The organism is Bradyrhizobium sp. GW821-FHT13H06, from assembly GCF_058803975.1.
In genome coordinates, this window is the sequence record NZ_JBXAPN010000008.1 from 47195 (window position 1) to 72649 (window position 25455).

Sequence of the window (25455 nt, forward strand, 5' to 3'; positions counted from 1 at the left end):
GATCAAGCGATCATGCCTGTTGTGTGGGTTCAGGCAGGATGCACATGCCGGACATCGGTTCGATCCAGGCGATTTGATCGATCACGCCCTTCACACCCGCAACGTTTTCGGCGACAACACGGGCCGCTTCCCACGCACGTTCATCGAAGATTGCGCCGGAGAGCCGTAGCCGCAGCGGACCATGCTGATCTCGTCGATGACGGCGCGCGGGTTCACGTTGACGACGTCCTGCATGAAGGTGCCCTTGTCGTCCATGAACGGTCCGAACGACATCGCATGCGAGCAGCCGAGGACGTCGGTGAAGAACGCAGCCGCGGCCTTCACGTCCGGCACGGTGATGCCGGTGTGGTCGTGACCACGCAGGCCCGGAATGGAATCCGCTGAAGCCGGCAGGATCGAGGCTCCGAGCGACAATACGGCGGAGGCAAGCAGTACTCTCAACGGGATCATGATCACTTCCTCATGGTTTGCAGCAGCACAACGTCTGACGCGAAATTCAACCCGGCGACGCCAGCTGGCGTTCGACACCCTTGGGATCATGGGCAAGGCCTTGTGCAAGGCCGCGCGCCATCTCGCCGACATAGATCTCCTCCTCGCCGGCCTCGAAGCCGTCGAGGATTTCCTTCGCCGCATCCGCGGTCGTCATCTTCGGGATAGTCAGCATCGCAGTCATGCGGGTGTCGATCGCACCGGGAAGTGCAGCAACGACACGCACGCCCCTCGGGCCGAGATCGCCGCGCAGGCCCTGAGTCAGGCTGAGGCCCGCCGCCTTGGAGGCGCAGTACGATCCCATGAATGGCAGATTCACGCGTGCGAGGATGGTGAGGATGTTGAGGACCGCCCCCTTGTTCCTGACCAGCGCGGGCGCGAAGGCCTTGGTCACCCGCAGCGGCGCGAGATAGTTGATCTCAATCTCCTCGCGGGCGATCGCAAGATCGGGAGCGACCATGAAGCCGGTGTTGTGGTTGATTCCGGCATTGTTGATCAGCACCGCGACGTCGCCGAACTGACCGGCGGCTTTCGCCACATCGTCGTCGCTCGTCACGTCCATCTTGACGGGCACGATGCCGTCCGAGGCTGTCAGGGCGAAAACATCGCGCGCGGTAGCATAGATCTTCGCAGCCCCGCGCGCCTTCAGTTCGGCCATGAGCGCCTGCGCGATCGCTCCGGCAGCACCTGTGACGAGCACGACGGAACCTTTGATTGTCTCGGTCATGCGGCCGATCCTTGTTGTTGCGGAGAGACGACCGAGGATTCATCGAGCCAGCCCGGCTCGACATCGGGCAACGGAATCGCGGCGAGCAATTGCCGCGTATAGGCGTGCTGCGGAGCACCGAACACGCGTGCGACCGGGCCGGATTCGACCACTTCGCCGTGATGCAGGATTGCGACGTCGTCGCAAAGCACTCGCACGACCGAGAGGTCATGGCTGATGAACACCATGGTGAGGCCAAGCCGCGTGCGCAACTCCTTCAGCAGCAGCAGGATGTGCGCCTGGGTCGAGACGTCGAGACCCGACACGATCTCGTCGGCAACGATGAAATCGGGCTCGAGCGCAAGGGCGCGTGCGATGCCGGCGCGCTGGCGCTGGCCGCCGGACAATTCGTGCGGATAGCGATTGGCGAAATCGGACGGCAGGCCGACCAGATCGAGCAGCGCTGCCGCGCGCTCGCGCTGATCGCGCTTGCCCTTCAGCCGCCCGTGCACGCCGAGCGGGCGCGTCAGCGTCGTGCCGAGCCGGAGCCGCGGATTGAGCGAAGACTGCGGGTCCTGAAAGATCATCTGGATGCGCGCGCGCAACGGGCGCAGCGCGGCCTCGTCGAGCTGACCTATCTCGAGGCCGTCAAACTGGATGCCACCAGAGGTCGGCTTCAACAGCCGCACCAGCAAGCGGCCGAGCGTGGTCTTGCCGGAACCGGATTCCCCGACGAGACCCACCACCGAGCCACGCGGCACCGCGAGATTGACGCCCTTGATCACTTCGCGAAGAGTCGGCTTCCCGAACAGGCCGTTACGCTGCGGATAGCCGAAGCCGAGGCTGCCTGTCTGGAGCAGGATATCGCTCATGCCGCACCCACCGCCGGAACCTGATCGAGCCGGTGCGCCTCCGACCACAATTGGTCGATGAGATCAGGCGGCACTGGACGCAGCGCTTCGGCAGGCCGGTCGGCGCGCGGCGTCGCGGCGAGCAGCGCACGGGTATACGCATGGCGCGGTCGCACCAGCACGTTGGCCGTCTCGCCCTCCTCCAGCACCCGGCCGGCATGCAGCACCGTCATGCTGCGGCAGATCTTGGCGACCACGCCGAGGTCGTGGGTGACGAACAGCACGGCGCCGCCATGGCGCAGGCGTAACCGCTCGACGAGCTGCAGCACCTGGCGCTGGACGGTAACGTCGAGCGCCGTGGTCGGCTCGTCGGCAATGACGAGCGCGGGATCACAGGAAAAAGCCATCGCGATCAGCACGCGCTGGCGCATGCCGCCGGAGATCTCGTGCGGAAAGAGCGCGAGGACCCGCTCGGGGTCACGGATCGCAACCTCGGCCAGAAGCTCGGTGGCGCGGGCCAGCGCCGCACGCTTCGACAGGCCGAGATGATGCCGCAGCAGATTGCCAATCTGCCCTCCAATGCGTTTCACCGGATTAAGCGAGGTCATCGGATCCTGCGGGATGAGCGCAATGCGGCGGCCGAGCAGGCTGCGGCGTTCGGCCTCGGCCATGGCCAGCAGATCGCTGCCCTCGAAGGCGATGCGCCCTGCGGTGACGCTTGCGTTCGCCGGCAACAGCCCGAGCACGGCACGACCGAGCATGGACTTCCCGGCGCCGGATTCGCCGACCAGCCCGCGGACCTCGCCCGGCTGCACATCGAGGCTGACACCGCGCAGCACATTGGCGGCGCCGATCGCGACCTTCAGCCCCTCCACCGCGAGTGTCGCCGTCATGAGCGTTGTACCGGATCTAGCGCGAGACGCAGGCCGTCGCCGAACAGATTGAGGCCGATCACGCTGGTGATGATGCAGACGATCGGCAGCGCCATGATCCACGGCGCCTGATAGACGATCTGGCGACCCTCAGCGATCATGCTGCCCCAGGTCGGCGTGTCACCGGCCACCGAGATGCCGACAAAGGACAGGATGACCTCGACCAGGATCGCAATACCCATCTCGACGGCGAGGAGGGTCACCAGCAGCGGAACAAGGTTGGGCAATATCTCCAGCCGCAGCAGCCTGGCCCGGCTCAGGCCGATCACTTGCGCGGCGGCCGCATAGTCGTGCGTGAGCTGCACCATGGTCTCGGCGCGAATGACGCGGGCAAAGCGCGTCCAATCGATCACCACGATCGCGGCGATCACCGAGGTCAGTCCGGCGCCGATCGCTGCAGCCAGCACGATCGACAGCAGCACCGGCGGAAAGGCCATCCAGACGTCGATCAGCCGCGAGATGGACTGATCGACCCAGCCGCCAAAACTCCCGGCAAACAGGCCGAGCGCGATGCCGATCAGCGCCGCTAGCGTTGCCGCGATCAGTGCGACCATCACGGCCGTACGCGCCGAATAGGTCAGGCGCGACAGCACGCAGCGGCCGAGGCTGTCCGTGCCGAGGAGATACGCGTGATCCCCGCCAGTCATCCAGGCCGGCGGCAATTGCGCCGACATCAAATCCTGCTCAAGCGGATCGTGCGGCGCGAACACGGGCGCGAATATCGCGGACAGCACCAGGAGAGCGACCAGCACCGTGCCGATCCAGAGACGCGGACCGCCCCGCCTCAAGCCCGCAAGCAGGCGCGACGGCGGCGCGGCAATGGAGGCGATTGCGATTTTAGCCATGGCGCAGCCTCGGATCCAGCATGGTGACCACGAGATCGACCAAGAGATTGAGCGCAATGAACAGCACCGCAAAAGTCAGGACCAAGCCCTGGATCAGCGGAAAGTCGCGGTTGATCACCGCATCGATCGCCATGTTGCCGATACCCTCATAGGAGAAGATGCGCTCGACCAGCACGGTGCCGCCGAGCAGCAGCGTCACCTGGACCCCGCCGAGCGCGACCGTCGGGATCAGCGCGTTAGGAAACACCTCGTGCAGCAGGATGTTCGGGCGCGAATAGCCGCGGGCGCGCGCGATCTGGGCATAGTCCTGATCCTCGGATTCCGCCAGCGAGGCTTTCAACAGACGCGCCACCAGAGCCGCAAACGGCAGCGCCAACGCGAGCGCCGGCAGGATCATGTGATGCAGAAGCGCGAAGGCGACGTCGAAGTGGCCGGTTAGGATGCTCTCGATCAGGAAGAAATTGCTGTGCAGGTTGAGGTCGATCTCCGGATCGATCCGGCCGGAGATCGGCAGCAGCGGAATCAGCACACCAAACAACAGCAGCAGGATCAGCGCCCAGAGGAAATCCGGAATCGCAAGCAGCACGCCGATGCCGCCATCGACGACCCATTCGGCGCGCCGGCCCCGCAGCAGAATGCCGACAAGCGCTGCGACAACGCCAATCACGACGGCGATCATCGTCGCCACCAGCGCAAGCTCGATTGTGGCCGGCAGCCGCGCCAGCAGCAATTCCAGTACGTTTTGCCGCAGGCTGATGGAGCGGCCGAAATCGCCGCTTGCGACCTGGCCAAGCCAGGTCGCAAATTGTTGGAGGATCGGCTGGTCGAGGCCATAGAGCGCACGGAGCCGGCCGATGTCGGCCTCCGAGGCGCCGGGCGGGATCATCATGGCAATGGGATCGCCCGGTACGACGCGCAGCAGCACGAAGACGATCACCGCCACACCGAACAATGTGGGCGGGACGAGGACGAGTCGCCTGATCAGCTCGCCCCATCGCATCCTTGTGCCCCCTTTTTCCTAGCCGGCGGCTCAAGCCGGCGTGACGAGCTGCGGAAGGATCATGCCGTTGGATTGCGACACGACCTTGAGACCCTTCTTGTGGATGATCGGCTGCACATATTGGAACAGCGGAATCACCTCGCCCTCCTCGGCAATGTACTTGTCGACGGCCTTGTAGCCGGCGATACGCTTGGCTTCGTCTTTCTCGCCCCAGAGAGGCCCAATGCGCTCGACGAGATCCTTGCCCTTCCAGGCGCAATGCGGCGAGGGACCGAACATCGCAAAGCCGGTCGAGGTCGAGGGATCGCCGATCGCGTTGCCCCAATTGTAGAAGGCGGCCGGCGCCAGCGCGTGGCGTGCGCGCAACTCGAAATGCTTGGCGATCTCGTATATCTCGATATTGGCGTCGATGCCGACCTTGCGCCACATGCCGACGATCGCCTGGATCATCTCGTAGTCCTTCGGCTTGAAGCCTCGCGTGGTCTGGATCGTGAACTTGACCGGCTTGTCCGGAGAATAGCCGCTCTTGGCGAGCAGGCTTTTCGCAAACTGGGGATCGTAGGCAACTTTGATGGAGGGATCGAAGGCCGCGTAGCCCGGCGCCTCGAGTGTCGAGATCGGCACGCCGTAGCCCTTGAGAAGCCGGTCGACGATCGCCTTCTTGTCGATCGCATGGTGGGCGGCGAGCCGCACGTTGCGGTCGAGCATTGGGTCGATGTCGGTGATGAAGATCATAGCGATGTCGGACACCGGCTTGGTCTGCCCTGCCAATCCCGGCTTGGCTTTGAGGCGGTCGAACTCTTCGTAAGGGATCTCAAAGGTGAGATCCGAGCCGCCGGATTCCATCTCGGCCACGCGGCTCGTCGGATCGGTGATGAACTTGAAAACCACGGTCTCGAAAGCCGGCTTGCCGCCCCAGTAGCCAGGATGCGCCTTCAGCCGCAGGAAGGCGTTGCGCTCGAAGGCATCGACCTTGTAGGGGCCCGATCCGATCGGCGCCTTCTCGAAACCTTCGGCACCGACCTTCTCGAAATAGGCCTTAGGCAGAATATAACCGGTGAGGAACGCCATCCATTTGAACAGCGTCGGCTCGAATTCGAGCACGTCGCCGGTGATGGTGTTGCCGTCGATCGTGTAATTGCCGACCTTGGCCCAGACGAACTGGATCGGATTGCCGCCTTTCGGATCCGCCGCGCGGGTAAGCGACCAGACGACATCCTCAGGCGTCACCGGTGAGCCGTCATGCCAGGTCGCGCCCTTGCGCACATCCATCGTGATCTTGGTGCGATCCTCGTTCCATCCCCATTTCGTCAGCAGCCCGGGCTTGAAGGAGAGGTCCGGCGCCTGGCTGATATAGGGGTCGAACACCGCCTGATAGATCGACTGGATGGTCGGGTTCACGGCCGAGAGGCCGACAGTCGGATCGAACGACGGCAAATTGACGTTGTAAGCGATGGTCAGCGTGCCCGGCGTAGCCGCAAGTGCGCCACCGGTGAGACCCGAGGCGAGCGGCAGCGCGGCGACGCCGCCGGCAAGCTGGAGAAGCGAGCGACGAGAGAGATACGACATGTTCATGACCCCCAACACGATGGACGAGAGATTGCGAGCATTTGCGAAAACGGCGCCGTCGATCAGATCTGCTTATTTCCCGGCGCTCTCGGACCAGCGCGCCATCAGCGTGTTGGACGGCAGCGATTCATCGACCAACTTCTTGGCGGTCTCGACGCCGGCCACCGGCAGCTTGCTTGGATCGATCAGGCCGATCTGCACCAGCACCGACGCCTGGTCCCAATAGATGTGCTCGTTGTAGAGCTTGTCGCCACGGAAGCGCACGATCGCCACCAGCGGGATCTCGACATACTTGCCGGTCGGCGGCACGCCGGGCAGCATCCAGTCGATCTCGATGTCGTGGGTGAAGCAGAACAGCATCTCGTCGACGATGCGGTCCGAACCGATGGTACGGGAGATCGGCACCAGCTTGGTGTCCTGCGGCGTCTTCGGAATGAAGTGGTTCTTGTAGAAGCGCAGCAGGTCACGATAGCCCACACCACCCGTCATGGTCGGGATGTGGTTGACATAGGGCTCGGCAACCATGGTCGTCATGGTCTGCTCGGCCGACCGCGTCGCGAATTCGAGTTCGGTGTGCTTGTCCCACAGCGCCGAGAGGTCGTAGTGCGGGCCCAGCACCTTCCGGAACAGCGCGATCGAGCGCGTATAGGCCATCAGCGTCGCGGGCTTGTTGAAGCTGGTGCGCTCCGGCGCAGCGAAGGCGTGGTCGCAACCGGGGTAGAGGTAGAATTCGATCTCAGGCCGGCCCTTGAACGCCGCCATGATCTGCGCTCGCGCTTCCGCCGGCGCAAAGCGATCGAGCTCGGCGAAATGGAAGACCACGGGGCATTTGACGTCGGCCGCTTCGCTAAGATCGGCCTCGATGCCGACGCCGTAATAGCTGACGGCGCAGTCGACATCCGTCCGCGCGGCAACGAGATAAGCAAGCTTGCCGCCAAGACAGAAGCCGAGCGCACCGACCTTGCCCTTGCATTCGGGACGCGCGCGCAGCACCTTCAGCCCGTCGGCGGCGTCCTTGATCGACTGATTGGCATCGAAGCGTTGGTAATAGCCCATTGCCTTGCCGAAATCGGCCTCGGTGTAGCCGAGCTCGACGCCGGGCTCCATGCGCCAGAACAGATCGGGTGCCAGCACCACATAGCCTTCCTCGGCGTAATGGTCGGCAACCTCACGCATCGATTCGTTGACGCCGAAAATCTCCTGCAACAGCAGGATGCCGGGACCGGAGCCCGAAGCTGGGACCGCGAGGTACCCCTTGAACGTGCCGCCATCCTTGGCAGCGATCTCGATCCACTGTCCAGCCATCGTGATCGTCCCCTCTCCTCGTTGAGCCCCTGGAGCCTTCCCCCATCACGGCGCGTCTGTTTGACGCGTCGGGCACGAGGCGAAGACGGTTGCCTTTTCATCATGCTTTCTTAATTGAATTTTTAATGTAAGAATCGAACTTGTAAATAGCATAGATTGAGCACAGCCTGCCCAGGCAGTAAGCGAGGGCGGGAATCAGGAGACGATGTTGAGGAAGACGCAGAAGGCGGCCGCGCGACGAACGGGTATCGCCGCGAGAGACAAGCAGCGGCCGGCCGCGACGGAGCGGCCAGGCTCGTGGCACCTGGCGCGCACCGAGACCGAGCTGCGCCTCTCCGAGTTCGAGTTCAGGCTGGAGCGGCTGGCGCAAGCCTATTATCGCTGGAAGGCTGCCTGCCTTGCCGCCGTCTGCGACGTGCCGTTGACCGGAGATGACGTCGCCGTGCTCAACGTGGTGCGCATGGGCGATGAACCCAAGCGACTGTCAGAGATCGGCCAGCTGCTCAACCGCGTCGACGTCCCCAATCTGCAATATGCGACTCGCAAGCTTGTGAAGGCCGGTTTGATCGAGACCGAGGGCTCGTCATCGCGCAAGGAGACGCGCTACCGCGTGACCGACCGGGGCCACGACGTCACTGAAGCCTATGCAGCCTTGCGCGCGGAAACGCTCCCGCCGATGTTGGAAGCACTGGACGACTGGGCCGAAAAGTCGGAGGCCGCGGGCTCCCATCTCGAACTGGCGTCGAGCCTCTATACGCAGGCCGCCCAGGCCGCGATCATACGGCGGCATCACCCGTGAAGCTGCTGTGCAGTCTCGCCTGCGATTGCAAAGGGAGAGATTGGTAATCCCGGCATGACTCGAACATGCGACTTACGGGTCTCCGGTGAGCGCGTCGCAGACTGTATCCCGTGCGGCGGTCGGCACTGGCAGGTTCTTGCCATCATTCCGGCCGCATGATCTAGGACGCATCCTTGCCGACGACTGTAGCCCATTCGCGGATGTGCCAGCTTCGGACCAATCCGTTGTTGATGTACGAATATTGCTTCACAAAGTTCTCCACCAGTAAGGCTTCGCTCGGTCCGAGTCACAGAGCGTGGTGCGTCCCAGTCTCTCGTCAATGATTGCGATGGCATCTGCCGTCTTCAGCATGTCGGCGAGGACCCTATCCGCCTGGATGCCCGTGCGATGATCGTGCGCAGCGATTGCATCTTGAGCCTCAGCGGGGATGTTGTTTCCAAGCCAGCGAACCGTCAGCAGACCGTGCTGGCTCCAGTTGTCCAATGTGTGAAAGTAATCGAGATCATGGCGCAGGCCAACGACTTCCCAAAGCTCAGCAGAAGCCGAAAAGCCCGGCGCAAGCGTCCGCATCATGTGGGCCACTACCCGCGAGTGATTGGCCCTAGGGGTGTCACTCAAATGCTGCTGGAACAACATCTGTGCAACAACAACTGTTAGCATTCGGCCCATCCCAACGAACGTTGTCTCGACCTTAGTTTGGGAGTTTGGGTCAGGACAACTACCATCCGTCAAGGGGGTAGCGAGGTCCGCTTCGGATCCAGAGGCCGCCTTGGATCACGTGTGTTCCTCTGTTCGGGTCACCCTCAGGAAGCAGACCTCGCTGCGCTCTGAGCCAGAGTCCGCCGCGGGCAAAAGCAGAAATCAGCGGCATATTCGAACTGCTTTTTATTGCCTGCGGCTAGGGTCGACGAGCATGATGACTCAGCCATTCCACCAGCCAGCCTGCGACCTCCAGGCTGTTGCTGCGTGAGGAAGCGCTTGCGTTTCCAAACCGCTGAATGGTTTCGGCGGACGGCGCGACGGACTCATCGTCACCGTCCTATCCTCTGTCCTTACTCGTGAGTCGGCGAATTGGGTTCGCCCGGCCCGCGATGATGCGTCGTTACGTGGTCTCCAAAGGTGACAAAGCTTGGACACCGCGAGCCTACGATTGGGATATTGTTATAGCGGGGCGAAGAAACGCAGACGCTGACGACAAGCGAGGATCGCTGGCGCTGGCATCGGATACTGAGCAACCAGAGAATGGAACGACATTGTTAATGCCGCTTCTTAGATGGAGCTGGCGGGCCGATGAGATCGCTGATCTCGTCTCGCTTTAGTTGCGGCTCATCTGAATATCCTTCACGACGACCTCGCCGTCGATCACGATCGCTTCGTCATCCAGCAGCAGCGAGCAGTTGCGCATGGGGATGTCGAGATGGCACGCGGTGGTGTTGGGGCCGCCGAGTTCGTTGTTGGGGCCGGTCGAAAACATGACATTGCCGTAGAAGCTGCGCGGCTCCATGCCCATCCCTCCGGGAAACTCGCCGGGGACGAAATTGTGCCAGCGTGCCTGAGGGTTCATGCCCCAGCCGACATGGCTCATGCCGTAGCCGCGCCTATCGTTGAAGGATTCCATGTAGGCCTTGACGATCTCGGCCTCGAGCCCGCCCCTGATGTCCGTGACCCAGCCTCGCTCGATTGTGTAGGTGATGGGATCGCGGACCATGATGTTCTGCGGCAACAGGATGTCGCCGGGCGCGACCACGATCTGCCCATCGACCCCGTCATCGTCGCCGCCAGTGAAGACGAAGCCGGAGGGCCAATGGTCCCAGCGGCCCGGCGTATCGTTGCAGGCATATTCGGCGATCGTGTCATAGGTGTTCAGCTTGTAGGTCACGTCGGTGCCGTGCGGCGAGGTGATCCGCATCACCTTGGCCGCGTCGAGAAGGCCGGCGGCGATCTCGACCTTCTCGCGCAATTCGGGATAGGGCTGCATCCGTGCCAGCAATTCCGGCGGCTCGACCGCAGTGAGAATGCGAGTGCCCGCGGCCTGAATGGCGAACTGTTCCGGCGAGAACAGCAGGAAGACGCAGTCGATCAGCATGTCGCAATTCTTCAGGGCCTCGACGGCGTCGGGCAGGGCAGCCAGGCCAGTGACGCCGACGTTCCAGCCGGCAGTCGGGAGAGGCGTGGGCAGCCGCATGTGATACATCCGCGCGCCGAGCCGCTGGCCCGCGGCCATGAAGGCGTCGGCGTAGGACAGGCGATCATTGCCCTGGGTCAGAACGACCAGGCGCTCGCCGTCGCGCACACCGGACATCTTGAGCTGATGCAGGCAGATCTCGGTGAAACCGGCGTGGTCCATGACTCATCCTCTTCGTCAATCGGGGATAAATTAAACGATGGATTAATTTAATGGCAAGCCCATGTGATAGGCAGGCCTATGAGGCAGGATGCGCGAATTGGCGGCGGCCTCAGCCCTTAAAGCCAAGGGTGGTGAAGCGCACGACCTCCTCGATCAGATCGCCGGACGGAGGGACGCTGCGCTTCGTTCCGCTGATCTCGTCGATCCGGTGCGCGTCCGAAAGAATGTAGATGTAGATTCCGATGAACTGGGCAAAACGCAGATACAAGCGCTCATCGGTCAGATGCGGCAGCAAATCGGCCAGTACCTCGACGTAAGCGCGCACCGGGCGGTCATAGACCTCGCGGCGCAGTTGATAGGCCGTTTCGTCGGGCTCGGCATGGAGGCGGGCCTGGAGGCGCAGAAAGGCGCGTCCCTGCGCCGACGCCCGCAGCTCGAAGGGCGGCGTCACATAGGCGCGCAGCACGTCCTCGACCTTGAAGCGCCTTCGCGCCGTCAACTCGCCGAGCAGCGCCATGCGACGCTCGGCCAGCCATTCGCCGCGCCGCAGATAGACCTGCCGGAACAGCTCCTGCTTGCTGCCAAACCAATAATTCGCCATGGCCTGCGTGACCTCGGCAGCTTCGGCGATCTCGCGCAGATTGGCCGCCGCATAGCCGCGCTCGGCGAAATAGCGTTCGGCGGCGTCGAGAAGCGCGTCTCGGCTCTCAGTCTGCCCCTCGGGGCGGCCCGGTCCACCGCGTTTCTTTCCATTGCGAACCGTTTTTATCACCGCCATGCGTGCCTCGATCACGCCACCATGCCGATCGGCCGGGAACGGGATAGCGTCTCGTGTGGGATAGCAATCGACAGCCCGCCGTGCCAGCCGGCGTGTCCGCGATATCGATTGGATGTCATGATTGCGATCGCGGTGCTGGTCTACCGGTTGATCGTCTGCGCCGGGACTTCTTTGAGGGAGCGGCGGGGCGCTGCGGCTCGTCCCGGCGCATGCCGCCGGCGATGAACGCAACGGTCTCTACCTTCAATCTCTCATTGTCCCGCGGATCATAGGCTTCCGGCATCATGTCCTCCATCCGGTTCGTGTCGGACAAGGCATAGAGATAGGTCCCGATCATCAGCGTCATGCGCCAATGGATGTCGACGCGCGAGAGATGGGGCAGGGCCTTGTGCAACGCTTCGATATAGAGGGTCGTCGATTCATCATAGGCGGTCTTGCGGAGCTCGTAGGACAGGTTGGGCGGCTCGGTGTGCAGCCGCGCATGCAGGCGCAGGAACGCCAGTCCTTGCGCCGTTACGCGCAAATTCAGGATCGGTTGCAGGAACGCCTCGATGATGGCGACGACGTCGTTCGCCTGGCCGGCGGCCCTCAACGTGGCGAGGCTTTCGATCCTGGCATCGGCGATGACAGACGCGCGACGCAGGAATGTCTCGCGAAACAGGCCGAATTTGGTGCCGAAATAATAGGTGATGAGGGCCTGCGTCACGCCGGCCTGCTCGGAAATCTCGCGCAGTGTGGTTCCAGCATAGCCCTGATTGGCGAAGATGACCTCTGCGGCATCCATGATGTCCGCGCGCATCTTGCCGCTGCCGCCTTCCGGCCGGCCCGGACGCTTGGTGCGGGACTCGGTTGAGGGAAGGCCGCGTCGGCCGGACACGCCACTCATATGTGCTTCGCTCCGTCGGCGCCGCAGCCGGTGTCAAAGAGGCGGCATGGTGCCCGGAATCGATGCAAGGAATTCTGTCGAGATCGCGATAGTCGCATGCAGTTGCCCCCGAATGGACGAAGATGGCGATGCTTTCCGCCTTTTCTCAAGGTGGCATGTGGATTGCAAACGATAATTATATAGGCGACCAATAAAGAAATTATATGGTCACCCAATTAAGATGACGTGGCGGCGCCACGTCCCGTAAAGGAGCATCGATGTCCGCCATGACCTTATCAGCTCATCGGCCGATCACTGCCCAGGACGGCTGCCAGGACCCCGTCTTGCTTAATGACTGGCATGTCGTGGGGTTCGCGTCGGACTTCGTCCCGGGCAAGATCCATCCGGTTCGCTTGCTCGAGCGCGACTTGATCGCGTGGCGCACGGACGATGGCGAGATCCATGTCTGGGAGGATTTGTGCATCCATCGTGGGGCCCGCCTGTCCAAGGGCTGGATCAAGAACGACCGGGTGGTCTGTCCCTATCACGGTTGGGAATATGAGGGGGGCGGCCGGTGCACCCTGATGCCCGCGGCGCCCGACGAGACGCCGATGAAGAAGGCGCGGGCCTTTCCTTATCTGGCGGTCGAGCGCTACGGCTTCGTGTGGGTCTGCCTCGGCGAACCCAGCGTCGACGTGCCGCTGTTTCCGCAGTGGGACGATGCGAGCTTCCTGAAGGTCCACAGTGGACCTTACAGCTATGCGGCCAACGGCTTCCGTGCGATCGAGAACTTCATCGACGCCAGCCATTTTCCCTTCGTGCATGCCGGCCTGAACGGAGTCATGGATCATCCGGACCGGCTCGATCCCTACGACGTGCACGAGGTCGACACCGGGCTTCGTTCCTCGGAGGTGAAGGTGTTCCAGCCGTTCGGCGATGCGCGTGGCGTGCCGCTGATGGCCTTCTACACCTATCATACGTTCCGGCCGCTGGTGGCCTATTTCTCCAAGCGGACGCAACAGGCCGACGCTGCTGCAAACATCGTCTCCGATCACTCCGACCTGTTCACGACCTTCTTCACGGCCCAGCCCATCGACGAGAAGACGACCATCGTCCGCGTCTGCGCGGCGCTGAACGTGCAGCCGCATCCCGACCCGAAGTCGGTCCGTGAGCGCGCCGACGTGGTCTATGGGCAGGATCGCGAGATCGTGGAGTCGCAGCGGCCCGAGCGCATCCCGACCGAGCTGCGCTACGAGTTGCATCACCGCACCGACCTGATGGGCCAGCGCTATCGCACATGGTTGCGTGCCAAGGGAATTTCCTATGGCGTCATCTGAGCTCGGCCTGGGCTTGCGGCTGGTCGAGATCGTTTTTGGCGCCCCGGGCATCAACCTCTACCGGCTGGCCGCGCCCGACGGATCCGCGCTGCCGGCGTTCGAGCCCGGCGCGCATCTCGATTTGGAGATCGCGCCCGGACTAGTTCGGCAATATTCGCTGCTGTGGCCGCAGCCTGCCGGGGATCGCTACGAGATCGCCGTTCAGGAGGCGCCCGACGGGCGGGGCGGTTCGCGCTGCTGGCATCGGCAGTCGGTGGTGGGCGACGTCTACCGTGCCTCGCTTCCGCGCAATCATTTCGCGCTCGGAGCCGCGACGCCCGCGACCCGATATCTGTTCGCCGGCGGCATCGGCATCACGCCGATCATATCGATGTATCGCAACCTCGCCGCTCAGCAGCAGCCGGTGCAATTGCACTATTGGACTCGCAGTCCCGCGGCCGGGCTGTTCCACGACGAGCTCGCCGGCATCACCGATGGCAGCGTGCATCTGTACTCCACGCGCGGACCTGCGCCGCGCTTGGCGGACGTGCTGCCGTCGGTGCCACGCGATGCGCCTATTTATTGCTGCGGGCCGCAGCGCATGATCGACGCGTTCGATGCGCTGACCGCGCGGCGCCCGCCCGAGCTGATGCATCGCGAGCGCTTTGCCGCGGCCCCGCAGCAGGCCGAGCCCTCGGGAAGTTTCAGCATCCGTCTCGTCCGCTCCGGCCGCACCTTGGAGGTCGGCGCCGACGAGAGCGTGCTCAGCGCGTGCATCGCCGCGGGGGTCGACCTGTCCTACTCCTGCGAAGAGGGCGTCTGCGGAGCCTGCGAGGTCCGCGTGCTCTCGGGGGAGGTCGATCACCGCGACCAGGTCATTCCACCGGCCGCGAGAGCAACCTCGGCCACCATGATGGCCTGCTGCTCGCGCGGCCGGACCATGCTCGAACTCGATATCTGAACGTTGCCAAATCTGAGTCTTGTCAAGTCTGCCTTGCCAGGACCAATCCGGGAGATCGCATGAAACATCCTTTCCACGTGGCCATCATCGGCGGTGGCATCGGCGGCGTCGCGCTGGCGCGCAGCCTCGATCTGCTTGGCATCGACTATCATGTGTTCGAGCGCGCTGCGGCCTTCGGCGAGATCGGCGCGGGCGTTCAGGTCACGCCCAATGCGGTCAAGGTGCTGGAGGCGCTCGGCCTTGCCGAGGATCTCGAGGCCGCCGGTTTCCTGCCCGAAGCCATGGTCGGCTGGAATTGGCAGAGCGGAGAGGAGTTGTTCCGCACCCCCCTCCGCGCCGTGTGTCCGCGGGTGTTCGGGGCCGAGTTCTATCATGTCCATCGCGCCGATTTGCACGTGATGCTCGCCAAGGACATCGCGCCGGAGCGTGTCACCCTGGGCCGGGCCTGCACGGGGCTGCGCCAGCGGGCAGGGCGGATGGTCGCCTGCTTCGATGACGGTAGCGAGCATGTTGCAGATCTCGTGGTCGGCGCCGACGGCGTTCGGTCCGTGATCCGGGCCGAATTGTGGGGACAGGAGCCGGCCAGCTACACGGGTCACATGTGTTGGCGCGCGCTCGTTCCGGTCGATCAGCACCCGTTGCCGTTCGTCACGCCGACATCCTCGTTCTGGATGGGCCCCAAGGGGCATGTGGTGACCTATTACGTCAAGGGTGGCGCGATGGTGAACATCGTCGCCGTCGCCGAGAACCACGAATGGGTCGAGGAATCCTGGACGGCCAAGAGCACGCCACAGGAGCTGCTCGATGCCTATGCAGGCTGGCATGACGATCTGGTCCGGCTGTTCGCTCGGACCAATCCGGATCAGGTCTACAAATGGGGATTGTTCGACCGTGATCCCATGGCACGCTGGTCGCAAGGGAACGTCACGCTGCTCGGTGATGCCGCTCATCCGATGCTGCCGTTCCTGTCGCAGGGTGCGGCGATGGCGATCGAGGACGCCTACGTCCTTGCGCAGGCGCTGGATTATTTCGGGCCTGGAAGGCTCGACGCGGCACTCGACGCGTATGAGATGGAGCGGCGTCCGCGTACGGCGCGGGTCCAGCTCGAGGCGCGCGAACGCGGCCGCACCTATCACCTGGCTTCTCCGGAAGAGTCGCGCGCGCGAGATCTCGCCTTCAAGGAGGAGCAGGCGCGCAATCCCAACGCGGTCGGCATCAAGGCGGAGTGGGTCTACCAATACGATGCCCGCATCTGTCGCGATCGTTTCGACACATCACCGGCGCTGAGCGCCGCGTCCTGAGGTTTTGAGGTCCCATCGTTCACCGGAGAATAGACGTAATGATCAAGAAAGTGAGTTTTATGCGTGTTTTGCTGTCCAGTCTCGCCGCCGTCGGTGTCCTGTCTTCGGCTGCGGCCATGGCCGAGGAGCCGATCAAGATCGGCGAGATCAATAGCTACAAGTCGCAGCCTGTCTTCACCGACGGCTACAAGAAAGGCATGCAGCTTGCGATCGACCAGATCAATGCCGCGGGCGGCGTCGCCGGCCGCAAGCTGGAGCTCATCACCCGCGACGACAATGCCAATCCGGGCGAGGCGATCCGCCAGGCCGAGGATCTGATCACCCGCGAGAAGGTCGATATCCTCGCCGGCGCGTTTTACGCCCATATCGGCACCGCACTGACGGACTATGCCAAGCAGAAGCGCCGCTTCACGCTGATCACCGAGGCCTTGAGCGATAACATCGTCTGGAGCGTCGGCAACCGCTACACGTTCCGCCTCGACGCGTCGACCTACATGCTCGTCGCCTCGCTGGTCGACGATGCCGTGAAGCTGAAGAAGAAGCGCTGGGCGCTCATCTATCCGAACTACGAGTTCGGCACGTCGGCCGCGAACGTCTTCAAGAAGCTGATGAAGCAGCGCCAGCCGGATGTCGAATTCGTCACCGAGCAGGCTCCGCCGTTCGGCAAGATCGATGCCGGCAGCGTCGTCCAGGCGCTGTCGGACGCCAAGCCTGAAGCCACGTTCAACGCGCTGTTCGGAACCGATCTGGCGCAGTTCGTCCGCGAGGGCACCACCCGCGGCTTCCTCGGCGACAACATGCCGGTCTACAGCATCATCACCGGCCAGCCCGAATATCTCGAGCCGCTGCGCGACGAGATTCCGAAAAATTGGGTGGTCACCGGCTATCCCTGGTACAGCATCAAGACGCCGGCCCACCAGACCTTCCTGACCGAATACCAGGCCAAATACGGCAAGGAGAATCTGCGCTTCGGCTCCATCATCGGCTACGCCACGATCAAGGCCATCGCGGCCGGTGTGGCGGCCTCGGGCGGCAAGACCGATACCGAGTCGATGATCAAGGCGTTCGAAGGGCTCGAATTCGATACGCCGGATGGCAAGACGGTTTTCCGCAAGATCGATCATCAGGCGACCTGGGGTCTCTATGTCGGCAAGCTCGCGGTCGAGGATGGCAAAGGTGTGATGGTCGACTACCACTTCGCGCCGGGCGACACGCTGCTGCCGTCGGACGACGAGGTGCGCAAGCTGCGTCCCGCCGATTGATCCAACGACGGGCGCCCCGCATGCGGTGGGGCGCCCGTCGTCATTCCCCGCCACATCTGTCCTGAGCGAGATTGCCAGAGAACTGTCATGGATCTTTACGCCCTCCTGGCGCAATTGCTGAACGGCCTGGCGGAAGCCTCCGCGTTGTTTCTGGTTGCCGCCGGCCTGTCGCTGATCTTCGGCGTGAGCCGGATCGTCAATTTCGCCCACGGCTCCTTCTTCATGCTGGGCATGTATGTGGCTCATTCGCTCATCGAACGGCTCGGCGGCGGCTCCTGGCGGGTTATGGGGTTCTGGGGCGCGCTGTTGCTCGCGGCGTTGGCAGTCGGATTGCTCGGTGCGCTGGTGGAGATGCTGCTGCTGCGTCGGATCTACAAGGCCCCCGAGTTGTTCCAGCTCCTGGCCACCTTTGCGTTGGTGCTGGTGTTCAACGACGCGGCGCTCTGGATCTGGGGACCGGAAGATCTGCTGGGCCGCCGCGCGCCGGGGCTCGCAGGCGCCGTCCAGCTCTTCGGCCGTGCCTATCCGAGCTACAATCTCGTCCTGATCGTCATCGGGCCCGCGATCCTCGGACTGCTCTGGATCCTGCTGACGCGGACGCGCTGGGGTGTGATGGTCCGCGCGGCCACGCATGACCGCGAAATGCTCGGTGCGCTGGGGGTCAACCAGGCCTGGCTGTTCACCGGCGTGTTCGCGCTCGGATGCATGCTGGCGGGGCTCGGCGGCGCGCTGCAATTGCCGCGTGAGCCGGCGAGCCTCGGCCGCGATCTCACGACGATCGGCGATGCGTTCGTCATCGTGGTGGTGGGTGGTATGGGCTCGATCCCGGGGGCTTATCTGGCGGCCTTGCTGATTGCGGAAGTGAAGTCGATCTGCATCGGGCTCGGCACGGTTCAGTTGGCGGGCATCACGATCTCGTTCTCCAAGCTGACCCTGGTGGTCGAGTTCCTGATCATGGCAGTGGTCCTTGTGGTGCGGCCGTGGGGGTTGTTGGGACGCCCGCAGGCAACCAATCGCCATGCGGCGCCGGTTGAGGCGCCGCTGCGCCGCGGCTCGGGACGATATGGAGTTGCGATCACCGTCTGCCTGCTCGCGATGGCGGCGCTGCCATTGCTCAACCAGTCGCTGCCTTATGCCGCCGTGCTGGGCCAGGACGTGCTGGTGGCGATCCTGTTCGTGGTCAGCCTGCACTTCATGATGGGGCCGGGTGGCATGCACTCGTTCGGGCATGCCGCCTATTACGGGCTCGGCGCCTATGGCGCGGCGATCCTGGTCAAGGCGGCTGGCTTGCCGATGCCGCTCGCGATCCTCGCGGCGCCGCTGCTTGCGGGGCTTGGCGCGATGCTGTTCGGCTGGTTCTGCGTGCGGCTTTCGGGCGTCTATCTGGCGATGCTCACGCTCGCCTTCTCGCAAATCGTCTGGTCGGTGGTGTTTCAGTGGGACGCGGTGACGGGCGGCTCCAACGGCATGATCGGCATCTGGCCGGACGAGTGGCTGAGCGGAACGCGCTATTACTATCTGACCCTCGTCATGGTCGCGCTCTCGGCCTATGTGCTGCGCCGGTTCCTGTTCGCGCCGTTCGGCTACGCGTTGCGGGCCGGGCGGGACTCGCCGCTTCGCGCCGATGCGATCGGCATCGACGTGAAGCGCGTGCAGTGGCTGGCCTTCGTCATCGCCGGCGTGTTCGGCGGATTAGCCGGCACGATCTATGTGTTCTCCAAGGGCAGCGTGTCGCCGGATGTGATCTCGGTCGGCAAATCGGTCGATGGCCTCGTCATGGTTCTCCTCGGCGGAATCCAGGCGCTGACGGGGCCCATCATCGGCGCCGCGGTGTTCGGGGTCCTGCAGGATTCGGTCATGCGCGCCACCGATTACTGGCGGGCTCTGTTCGGCGGCATCATTCTGTTTCTGGTGCTGGCCTTCCCGCAGGGACTTGCGGGGATCTCGTTGCAGATCCGCAATTGGTGGCAGCACCCACGAATGAGCATGACGGCGGAGCGGCAGGAGAAACTGACATGAGTGCTGCGTTGCTTGAAGTCCGCGACCTCGGGATCTCATTCGGCGGCGTACGCGCCGTCGATGGCATCAGCTTCGACCTTCATCCCGGCGAGCTGCTGGCGCTGATCGGCCCCAACGGCGCAGGCAAATCGACCACGTTCAACATGGTCGGCGGGCAATTGCGTGCCTCCGGCGGATCGGTGCGCATGGCGGAGCGTGATCTGATCGGCATGAAGCCACGCGCCATCTGGCGCCTCGGCGTCGGACGAACCTTCCAGATCGCAGCCACCTTCGCCTCCTTCACGGTCGCGGAAAATGTGCAGATGGCGGTGCTGTCGCATCACCGCCAGGTGTTCGCGCTCTGGCACCCGGCGGCCGGCCGGTTTCGCGCCGAGGCTTTGGCGCTGCTCGAGCAGGTCGGCATGCGCGCGCAAGCCGACCGGCCCTGCAGCGAGCTCGCCTATGGCGACATCAAGCGCGTCGAGCTCGCGATGGCGCTCGCCAACGATCCGAGGCTGCTGCTGATGGATGAGCCGACCGCCGGCATGGCGCCGCGCGAGCGCAACGAGCTGATGGCCCTGACGAAGCGGCTGGTGGTCGAGCGCGGCATGGCCGTGCTGTTCACCGAGCACAGCATGGATGTGGTATTCGCGCATGCCGACCGCGTCATCGTGCTCGCGCGCGGCCAGCTGATCGCGGAAGGGACGCCGGAGGCGATCCGCAACCATCCCAAGGTGCAGGAGGTCTATTTCGGCAGCGGGACGACCTTCGAGCATCTGCCGCAACCGGCCTTCGGCGGGAGGATGTCCGCATGAGCGACGTCGTCGAGCCTGCTCTGCTGGAAGTTTCCGGCTTGAACGCCTGGTACGGCGCCGCGCACATCCTGTTCGATGTTGCGCTTCAGGTGCGCCGTGGCGAGGTCATCTCGCTGATGGGGCGCAACGGCGCCGGCAAGTCCACAACGCTGAAGGCGATCATGGGGCTGCTGGCGCGCCGCGATGGGCAGATTCGCTTCATGGGCCGCGATATCGCCGCCAAGGAGCCGTTCCAGGTCGCGCGCATGGGGCTTGGTTTCGTACCCGAGGATCGTCGCATCTTCCCCGATCTGACGGTGACGGAGAATCTCGAAACCGGCCGGCAGCAGCTTCGTCATTGGCCGGATGGCAGTCCGGCGCTGAACTGGACGCCGGACGCGCTCTACGAGCTGTTTCCCAATCTCGGACGCATGCAGGGCCGGCGCGGCGGACAGATGAGCGGCGGTGAGCAGCAGATGCTTACGATCGCCCGCACGCTGATGGGCAATCCGTTCCTAGTGCTGCTCGACGAGCCCTCGGAAGGCGTCGCCCCCGTCATCGTCGAGCAGATGGCGCACATGATTCTGTCTCTCAAGGCGCGCGGCGCCAGCATCTTGCTGTCGGAGCAGAATTTTCATTTCGCCCAACTGGTCTCGGATCGCGCTTATGTGCTGGAGAAGGGGCAGATCATGTACGAGGGCTCGATGCGGGAGCTTGCGGAGAATGACGACATTCAGCGCAACTATCTTGGTGTCTAGGCGAGAAGCCCCCGCTTGGACCACGAGAAAGCACCGGCGCCCGCCGAAACGCGGACATTGCTTCGCTTCCCTTTTCTGTTTGCTGAGGGGCCGCTCTAATTCGGCTCCATCTTTTTCGCCTCCAGCAATATCTAGCTATTTGCGTAGTTGTCCCCTGAAGCGGAACCACAAATGGCCGATCAGCGATAGGGCTATGGCGGTCAGAATTATCGGGAGCCAGATCGACGTGGTTATGATGAACAAGGATATGATGACCACGCGTCCAAAGACCGATTCGCTAACCGGATTCTTAAGACGAGCGAAATAGGCGTAGGTGATAAAAATGGTGGCCGGCACCATCCACGCGGCAACAAGCACCAGTAGCAGGTCAGCAAGTTGGCTGGCATATTGGTGCATGAGCGCACCCCCTGACAGCGTCGGCGCGAATTGCTGTCACCGCTGCGAGAAATGCGGTGATTGTCGACGATAGTTGGTCTTTGTTCGCGTTGGTGGACATCTGCACGTTCGGCATCGCTGTCACGGCCGGTGCCCAAACTCATGCGAACCCGCGGCCTTCGATTCGACTGAGCTAGGGCCTCTCAACGCGCACTCGCTGAGATGGCTCGGGCAAGGGCTCGTCCAATGCAATCATAACCATCGGCGGTGTTGTGCAATCCGTCCCACGTTACAAGCGCGCTTTGCGCAACTCCGGCATTGATCGAGTTTCGCATCAGCGCAAAACGAGAGAACAGCCCGACCCGTTCCTGCTTCGCGACATCGGCGATGATGCCCTCCATCGTTGAGTAGCTAGCGGAAGCGAGCACCTGTGGCGCATATTGCAGATCCATCAACACGACATCGGCAGACCCCGCCTTAAGTGCCCTTACCCCTTCAAGAACGCTTCTTTTGAGCCCTTGGTCCGGCCGGCCACCCCAGGCGACGTCATTGGTACCTAATTGCCAGATAACGAGATCAGGCGTGTGCGCGAAAACGTCACGCTCGAACCGCGCGATGTTGTTCGGAATCGTATCGCCGACTCGACCGCTGTTGATGACCTCGATCGTTGCGTTGGATCTAAGCCTCGAGAGTTCTCGGCGCATCACCTGCGGATATGTGGCCGCGGACCGAAGTACCCAGAGCCCCACCGTCGACGATGATCCGATCGCGACAATCTTTAGCGGCTCACCAGATCTCAAACGCGCCGCCGTGCGGGGCAATTGTGCGCCCAGCGAAACATCCAAATTTGCAGCGAGGCATCTCTGGCCAGATGATGCCTCGTCCTGCGCTTGAGAGGGCGCTGTGCTGGACAAACCGACAATCACGGCAGCACCGATCGACGCTATTGTTCGAGCGGTTCGGCTTACGCATGGCAGAACAAATCGACCCATGTTCCCCAATAACTGGTCGATTCTCTCTTGACAACCCTTGGCTTCAAACGTCTGTTTTTGATTGCAGGTCGATTGACGCGTGGGGAGCGAGCAGCACGCATGAGTCCGGGGATAAGACAATGTCCGGCAAGCCTGTAGCGAAACGGTTGGTATTCCATATCGGCGGCTATGATCCAATCACGTCGCATGCCAGCGCGCAACGACGCTTTGTGCGCGAAATTGCGAGGTTCCAACGTACCTGGTCAGTGAAAGCGGCCGTTGACGGTTTGCATGATACCGCCGACCAGATACGATGGAATGTGACGTCAACTGGCCCCGACTGGCTCGTCGAAACCGATTACCGTCTGGTCCGATGGCACGACGTAATTGAGGCCTTCGGGCGTCGAAGCATTGGCTCACGCATTTCCGTCGGCATTCTTGCGTTTCTGGATTTCGTTTTGACCGGCACTCTTTGGCGGTACTTGCTGACCAACTGGCGCTACGCACTGTTCTTTCTCTATCCATTCGTCATGTTCGGGCTGTTCATCGCGGCCGCCTGTTTGATTGCCCTGGTTGCATTCAAGATCACCGGATCCATTCCTACGGCTACCGGTGTCGGTTTCTTCGGGATCGTAGCCGTTTTGGCTGGCCCGTGGCGCTGGCTCCACCTGAGCGACTTGTTTGACGATTGGATTTTTTCTCGCGAGTATATTCGATGCGGGAATTCGGAAATTGAGCAGAGGCTAGACAGGTTGGCCGCCGAGCTCGTGGTTGCGGCGACCAACTCTGCCGCAGACGAAATTTTGGTCGTGGGGCATAGCCTTGGCGCCGTGCTAGCGGTTGATCTACTTGATCGCGCCTTGAAGCTGGACCCTGGGCTCGGTCGGAAAAAGATTCCCGTCACATTCTTGAGCGTTGGATCATCCATACTCAAGATCGGCCTGCACCCGAAGGCAGTACGCTTTCGCAGTGCGGTGGAACGCGTCGCCAATTCCCGCGCGATCTTCTGGGGCGACTATCAAGCCCTCACCGACGTGTTGAATTTTTACAAATGCCGGCCAATGGCCGAAATGGGCTTGTCGACAGAAAACGAGGCGACCGTCAGGGTCGTGAAGATTAGTCGAATGCTTAACGACGACATGTATCAACGCATCCGCTTCAATTTCTTCCGCGTGCACTGCCAGTTCGTCAGTGGAAATGACAGGCGAACATCGTACGACTACTTCATGCTCACATGCGGACCTATTTCAGCCAAATCCCAGACGCTCGCCCCGGATGGCGCTGTGTCGATGATCGCTGACGACGGAGGCCTTATTGCGGGCGCGCCGGCGTCGGAAAGCGAGCTGCTGGGAAATCCGGGCGCGGCAGCCTGATTCAGATGACGCCCACCATTTCAAAAGTCATCTTCGTTGCGCTGGTGATCGGCTGGTACCTCATACGCTATAAGTACGCGCGCCGTTCCCGCCGTGCGAGGGTTGTGCGGAGCGCTCGAGGCCCCCTGGAAACTGCGCTCCTGCTCATATCACTTTCGGGACTCGGACTTGTTCCGCTTGTCTACGTAGCGACAGGAATGCCTCGTTTCGCAGCTCACAGCTTTTATCCCGCGTTGGCTTGGCTGGGCTCTTTCTTTGCGATTGCGGCTTTGGGCGTGTTTCACCTGACTCACCGTGCACTCGGCCGGAATTGGTCGATAAGTCTCGACGTGCGAGAGAATCATGAGCTCGTGACGGAAGGGATTTACCGGAGAGTTCGACACCCGATGTATTCGGCATTTTGGCTGTGGGCTATCGCCCAGGCATTGCTGCTGCCGAATTGGATTGCCGGTTTCGCGGGCCTGGCCGGCTTCGGGATCTTGTTCTTTGGCCGCGTCGCAAGGGAAGAGCGAATGATGTTGCAGACGTTTGGCGACAGCTATCGCGATTATATGGCGCGGACCGGTCGGGTCTTCCCGTGGATACTCTAGCTAGGTCCCGGCATGTCTCGACCTGTGGTACGCACGAGACTGATTTGGAACCAGACACCTCGATTTGCGTGCCATTTCCGCAACATACGGCAGAAAAAGCGGTCGGAACCGCGGACTCCCCCGGTCTATTCGTTGGTGCCGTGGCGAGTGTCGGGTTATTCCTATGCGTGTCAGGTGAATCCAATCGTCCCGAACAATGGTGAGAAACGATGTTGAAATTCGCTGTCCTTGGAATCGCTTCTTTGGCTTTCGTGGGAACCGCAGCTGCTGCTGACCTGCCGCGGCCTCAGCCGGTTGCCGCCGCCGCGCCGGTTGGCAAAGCTCCGATCGGCAAATATCCCGTGGGTAAGAGCCCCGTGGGCAAATACCCGGTCGCTGCCCCGGCTCCATTGGTGACCAAGGGTTGATCTGACTATCCATTCGTACGCCAGCGGCGTTCGTTTGGGGTAGCAGGCTACCTGTGGCATCGGATCTTGGATCCAAGAGGATTCGAAGATGGCGGGAGTGATTCGGAAATATCCGGGTCTAAAGCTTCTTGCAAAGGCCGCCATGCTGGCGGCCTTTGTAGGCTTGGGGGCCGGGATCAGTAGCGCGCAACCACTCGTGGCGCGTGCCGACCAGCAGCAACGGGACGCTGTCCCCAGTTCGGCGACGAAGCATGCGGCGAGCATGGCTGCTGCTACGCCGGCGATATCCGATGTAAAGCCAGCTCGAAGAGCTGCCGCCACGGGTCCCTACTACGTTGATTTTCGTGCCCGCACGGCGGCAACGTACGGTCATGCTTTCGTCTGGTACGGAAAGACGGGCGAAAAGCAGGTCGAGGTCGCTGGTCTGGCTCCGGCCGGCGACGAGGTGCCCTATATCCTGGGACACATCATGTTTGTCCCTTCTGAGACGGGCGCGACCTACGGTGATCTTGACGAGCAATATCTGACGGCCAGCTATCGCGTCTATTTGTCTGAGGCGGACGCCAAGAAGGTCTTTGCTTATATCAAGCGCCAGCAGGACACTTCGCCGCTGTGGAATGCAGCAACGACCAACTGCACTGCTTTCATCGGGCGCATAGCGACTTTTATGGGCCTCAACGCTCCGTTTCATCTGCTAAAGCCTGAGGAATACGTAAACAAACTCAGAGAGCTGAACGGGGGGCGAAAAACGGTGCAGCTTGAACCCGGTCGAGGCTAGAATCCTCGGATTGAGTTCATCCAGTTTTCCGCGCGTGAAGATGGGTGTGAGGTCTTCAAGAAATTCAAGCGAGCTTGTTCTTTGA

General features: G+C 62.4%; 25 protein-coding genes and 1 pseudogene. 12 read left to right on the forward strand and 14 right to left on the reverse strand.

Annotated features, from left to right (window positions below):
- Positions 1-159 precede the first annotated feature (159 nt).
- The 8 genes and pseudogenes from AC1RQP_RS28750 to AC1RQP_RS28785 form a co-directional block, all read right to left on the reverse strand.
- Positions 160-450: pseudogene (locus tag AC1RQP_RS28750) on the reverse strand (VOC family protein); the annotation flags it as partial.
- A 46-nt stretch (positions 451-496) separates the two neighbouring features.
- Entirely contained in the window at positions 497-1216 is a 720-nt protein-coding gene (locus tag AC1RQP_RS28755; RefSeq protein ID WP_492939977.1) for an SDR family oxidoreductase, read from the reverse strand.
- Positions 1213-2067: an ATP-binding cassette domain-containing protein gene (locus tag AC1RQP_RS28760; protein ID WP_239626024.1), complete on the reverse strand. Its 855-nt coding sequence runs from the start codon at positions 2065-2067 to the stop codon at positions 1213-1215. The genes AC1RQP_RS28755 and AC1RQP_RS28760 overlap by 4 nt, the downstream gene beginning before the upstream one ends.
- Entirely contained in the window at positions 2064-2939 is an 876-nt protein-coding gene (locus AC1RQP_RS28765) for an ABC transporter ATP-binding protein (RefSeq protein WP_492939980.1), read from the reverse strand. The genes AC1RQP_RS28760 and AC1RQP_RS28765 overlap by 4 nt, the downstream gene beginning before the upstream one ends.
- Complete coding sequence (locus AC1RQP_RS28770) at positions 2936-3823, reverse strand: ABC transporter permease (RefSeq protein WP_492939982.1); 888 nt, start codon at positions 3821-3823, stop codon at positions 2936-2938. Before AC1RQP_RS28770 ends, AC1RQP_RS28765 begins: the two co-directional genes overlap by 4 nt.
- A complete protein-coding gene (locus tag AC1RQP_RS28775; RefSeq protein ID WP_492939984.1) occupies positions 3816-4823 on the reverse strand; it encodes an ABC transporter permease in 1008 nt (335 codons plus the stop codon). The genes AC1RQP_RS28770 and AC1RQP_RS28775 overlap by 8 nt, the downstream gene beginning before the upstream one ends.
- A 30-nt stretch (positions 4824-4853) precedes the next feature.
- On the reverse strand, positions 4854-6392 hold the full coding sequence (locus AC1RQP_RS28780; protein ID WP_492939986.1) for an ABC transporter substrate-binding protein: 1539 nt from the start codon (positions 6390-6392) through the stop codon (positions 4854-4856).
- Between the two features lie 72 nt (positions 6393-6464).
- A complete protein-coding gene (locus tag AC1RQP_RS28785) occupies positions 6465-7697 on the reverse strand; it encodes a dienelactone hydrolase family protein (RefSeq protein WP_492939988.1) in 1233 nt (410 codons plus the stop codon).
- 205 nt (positions 7698-7902) lie between these two features.
- Between AC1RQP_RS28785 and AC1RQP_RS28790 the strand changes: the two genes are divergently transcribed.
- Entirely contained in the window at positions 7903-8496 is a 594-nt protein-coding gene (locus AC1RQP_RS28790; protein ID WP_492939990.1) for a helix-turn-helix domain-containing protein, read from the forward strand.
- A gap of 246 nt (positions 8497-8742) precedes the next feature.
- Here AC1RQP_RS28790 and AC1RQP_RS28795 read toward each other — a convergent pair whose 3' ends face one another.
- The 4 genes from AC1RQP_RS28795 to AC1RQP_RS28810 all read right to left on the reverse strand — a co-directional run bounded on the left by AC1RQP_RS28795 (position 8743) and on the right by AC1RQP_RS28810 (position 12507).
- Entirely contained in the window at positions 8743-9156 is a 414-nt protein-coding gene (locus AC1RQP_RS28795; RefSeq protein WP_239626013.1) for a hypothetical protein, read from the reverse strand.
- A 655-nt stretch (positions 9157-9811) separates the two neighbouring features.
- The gene (locus AC1RQP_RS28800) at positions 9812-10843 is read right to left on the reverse strand and encodes a 2,5-dihydroxypyridine 5,6-dioxygenase NicX family protein (protein WP_492939992.1); all 1032 of its coding nucleotides are present in this window, start codon (positions 10841-10843) and stop codon (positions 9812-9814) included.
- 109 nt (positions 10844-10952) lie between these two features.
- Positions 10953-11636 carry a TetR/AcrR family transcriptional regulator gene (locus tag AC1RQP_RS28805; RefSeq protein WP_492939994.1) on the reverse strand — a complete coding sequence of 228 codons (684 nt, stop codon included), beginning with the start codon at positions 11634-11636 and terminating at the stop codon, positions 10953-10955.
- 100 nt (positions 11637-11736) lie between these two features.
- A complete protein-coding gene (locus AC1RQP_RS28810) occupies positions 11737-12507 on the reverse strand; it encodes a TetR/AcrR family transcriptional regulator (protein ID WP_492939996.1) in 771 nt (256 codons plus the stop codon).
- Positions 12508-12764: 257 nt separating this feature from the next.
- Here AC1RQP_RS28810 and AC1RQP_RS28815 point away from each other — a divergent pair, with 257 nt between their 5' ends.
- The 7 genes from AC1RQP_RS28815 (at position 12765) to AC1RQP_RS28845 (ending at position 20876) form a co-directional block, all read left to right on the forward strand.
- Positions 12765-13823: a Rieske 2Fe-2S domain-containing protein gene (locus AC1RQP_RS28815; protein WP_492939998.1), complete on the forward strand. Its 1059-nt coding sequence runs from the start codon at positions 12765-12767 to the stop codon at positions 13821-13823.
- The gene (locus AC1RQP_RS28820) at positions 13810-14763 is read left to right on the forward strand and encodes a PDR/VanB family oxidoreductase (RefSeq protein WP_492940000.1); all 954 of its coding nucleotides are present in this window, start codon (positions 13810-13812) and stop codon (positions 14761-14763) included. Before AC1RQP_RS28815 ends, AC1RQP_RS28820 begins: the two co-directional genes overlap by 14 nt.
- A gap of 59 nt (positions 14764-14822) precedes the next feature.
- The gene (locus AC1RQP_RS28825; protein WP_492940002.1) at positions 14823-16064 is read left to right on the forward strand and encodes an FAD-dependent monooxygenase; all 1242 of its coding nucleotides are present in this window, start codon (positions 14823-14825) and stop codon (positions 16062-16064) included.
- A gap of 38 nt (positions 16065-16102) precedes the next feature.
- Positions 16103-17326, forward strand: coding sequence for an ABC transporter substrate-binding protein (locus tag AC1RQP_RS28830; RefSeq protein WP_492940005.1), 1224 nt, complete (start codon positions 16103-16105; stop codon positions 17324-17326).
- 87 nt (positions 17327-17413) lie between these two features.
- A complete protein-coding gene (locus AC1RQP_RS28835) occupies positions 17414-19345 on the forward strand; it encodes an ABC transporter permease (protein WP_492940007.1) in 1932 nt (643 codons plus the stop codon).
- On the forward strand, positions 19342-20139 hold the full coding sequence (locus AC1RQP_RS28840; protein ID WP_239625997.1) for an ABC transporter ATP-binding protein: 798 nt from the start codon (positions 19342-19344) through the stop codon (positions 20137-20139). The genes AC1RQP_RS28835 and AC1RQP_RS28840 overlap by 4 nt, the downstream gene beginning before the upstream one ends.
- Positions 20136-20876, forward strand: a complete 741-nt coding sequence (locus AC1RQP_RS28845) for an ABC transporter ATP-binding protein (RefSeq protein ID WP_194392605.1) — start codon at positions 20136-20138, stop codon at positions 20874-20876. The genes AC1RQP_RS28840 and AC1RQP_RS28845 overlap by 4 nt, the downstream gene beginning before the upstream one ends.
- Before the next feature lie 135 nt (positions 20877-21011).
- Here AC1RQP_RS28845 and AC1RQP_RS28850 read toward each other — a convergent pair whose 3' ends face one another.
- Positions 21012-21272 carry a hypothetical protein gene (locus AC1RQP_RS28850; protein ID WP_239625995.1) on the reverse strand — a complete coding sequence of 87 codons (261 nt, stop codon included), beginning with the start codon at positions 21270-21272 and terminating at the stop codon, positions 21012-21014.
- A gap of 182 nt (positions 21273-21454) precedes the next feature.
- Positions 21455-22177, reverse strand: coding sequence for an SGNH/GDSL hydrolase family protein (locus AC1RQP_RS28855; RefSeq protein ID WP_239625993.1), 723 nt, complete (start codon positions 22175-22177; stop codon positions 21455-21457).
- 185 nt (positions 22178-22362) lie between these two features.
- On the opposite strand from AC1RQP_RS28855, the gene AC1RQP_RS28860 reads away from it, so the two are divergent.
- From AC1RQP_RS28860 to AC1RQP_RS28875, 4 genes are all read left to right on the forward strand, one after another.
- Complete coding sequence (locus tag AC1RQP_RS28860; RefSeq protein WP_239625991.1) at positions 22363-23595, forward strand: hypothetical protein; 1233 nt, start codon at positions 22363-22365, stop codon at positions 23593-23595.
- A 5-nt stretch (positions 23596-23600) separates the two neighbouring features.
- A complete protein-coding gene (locus tag AC1RQP_RS28865) occupies positions 23601-24185 on the forward strand; it encodes a protein-S-isoprenylcysteine O-methyltransferase (protein WP_239625989.1) in 585 nt (194 codons plus the stop codon).
- 209 nt (positions 24186-24394) lie between these two features.
- A complete protein-coding gene (locus AC1RQP_RS28870) occupies positions 24395-24592 on the forward strand; it encodes a hypothetical protein (RefSeq protein WP_082822273.1) in 198 nt (65 codons plus the stop codon).
- A gap of 88 nt (positions 24593-24680) precedes the next feature.
- Positions 24681-25370, forward strand: coding sequence for a hypothetical protein (locus AC1RQP_RS28875; protein WP_239625988.1), 690 nt, complete (start codon positions 24681-24683; stop codon positions 25368-25370).
- Positions 25371-25455 lie beyond the last annotated feature (85 nt).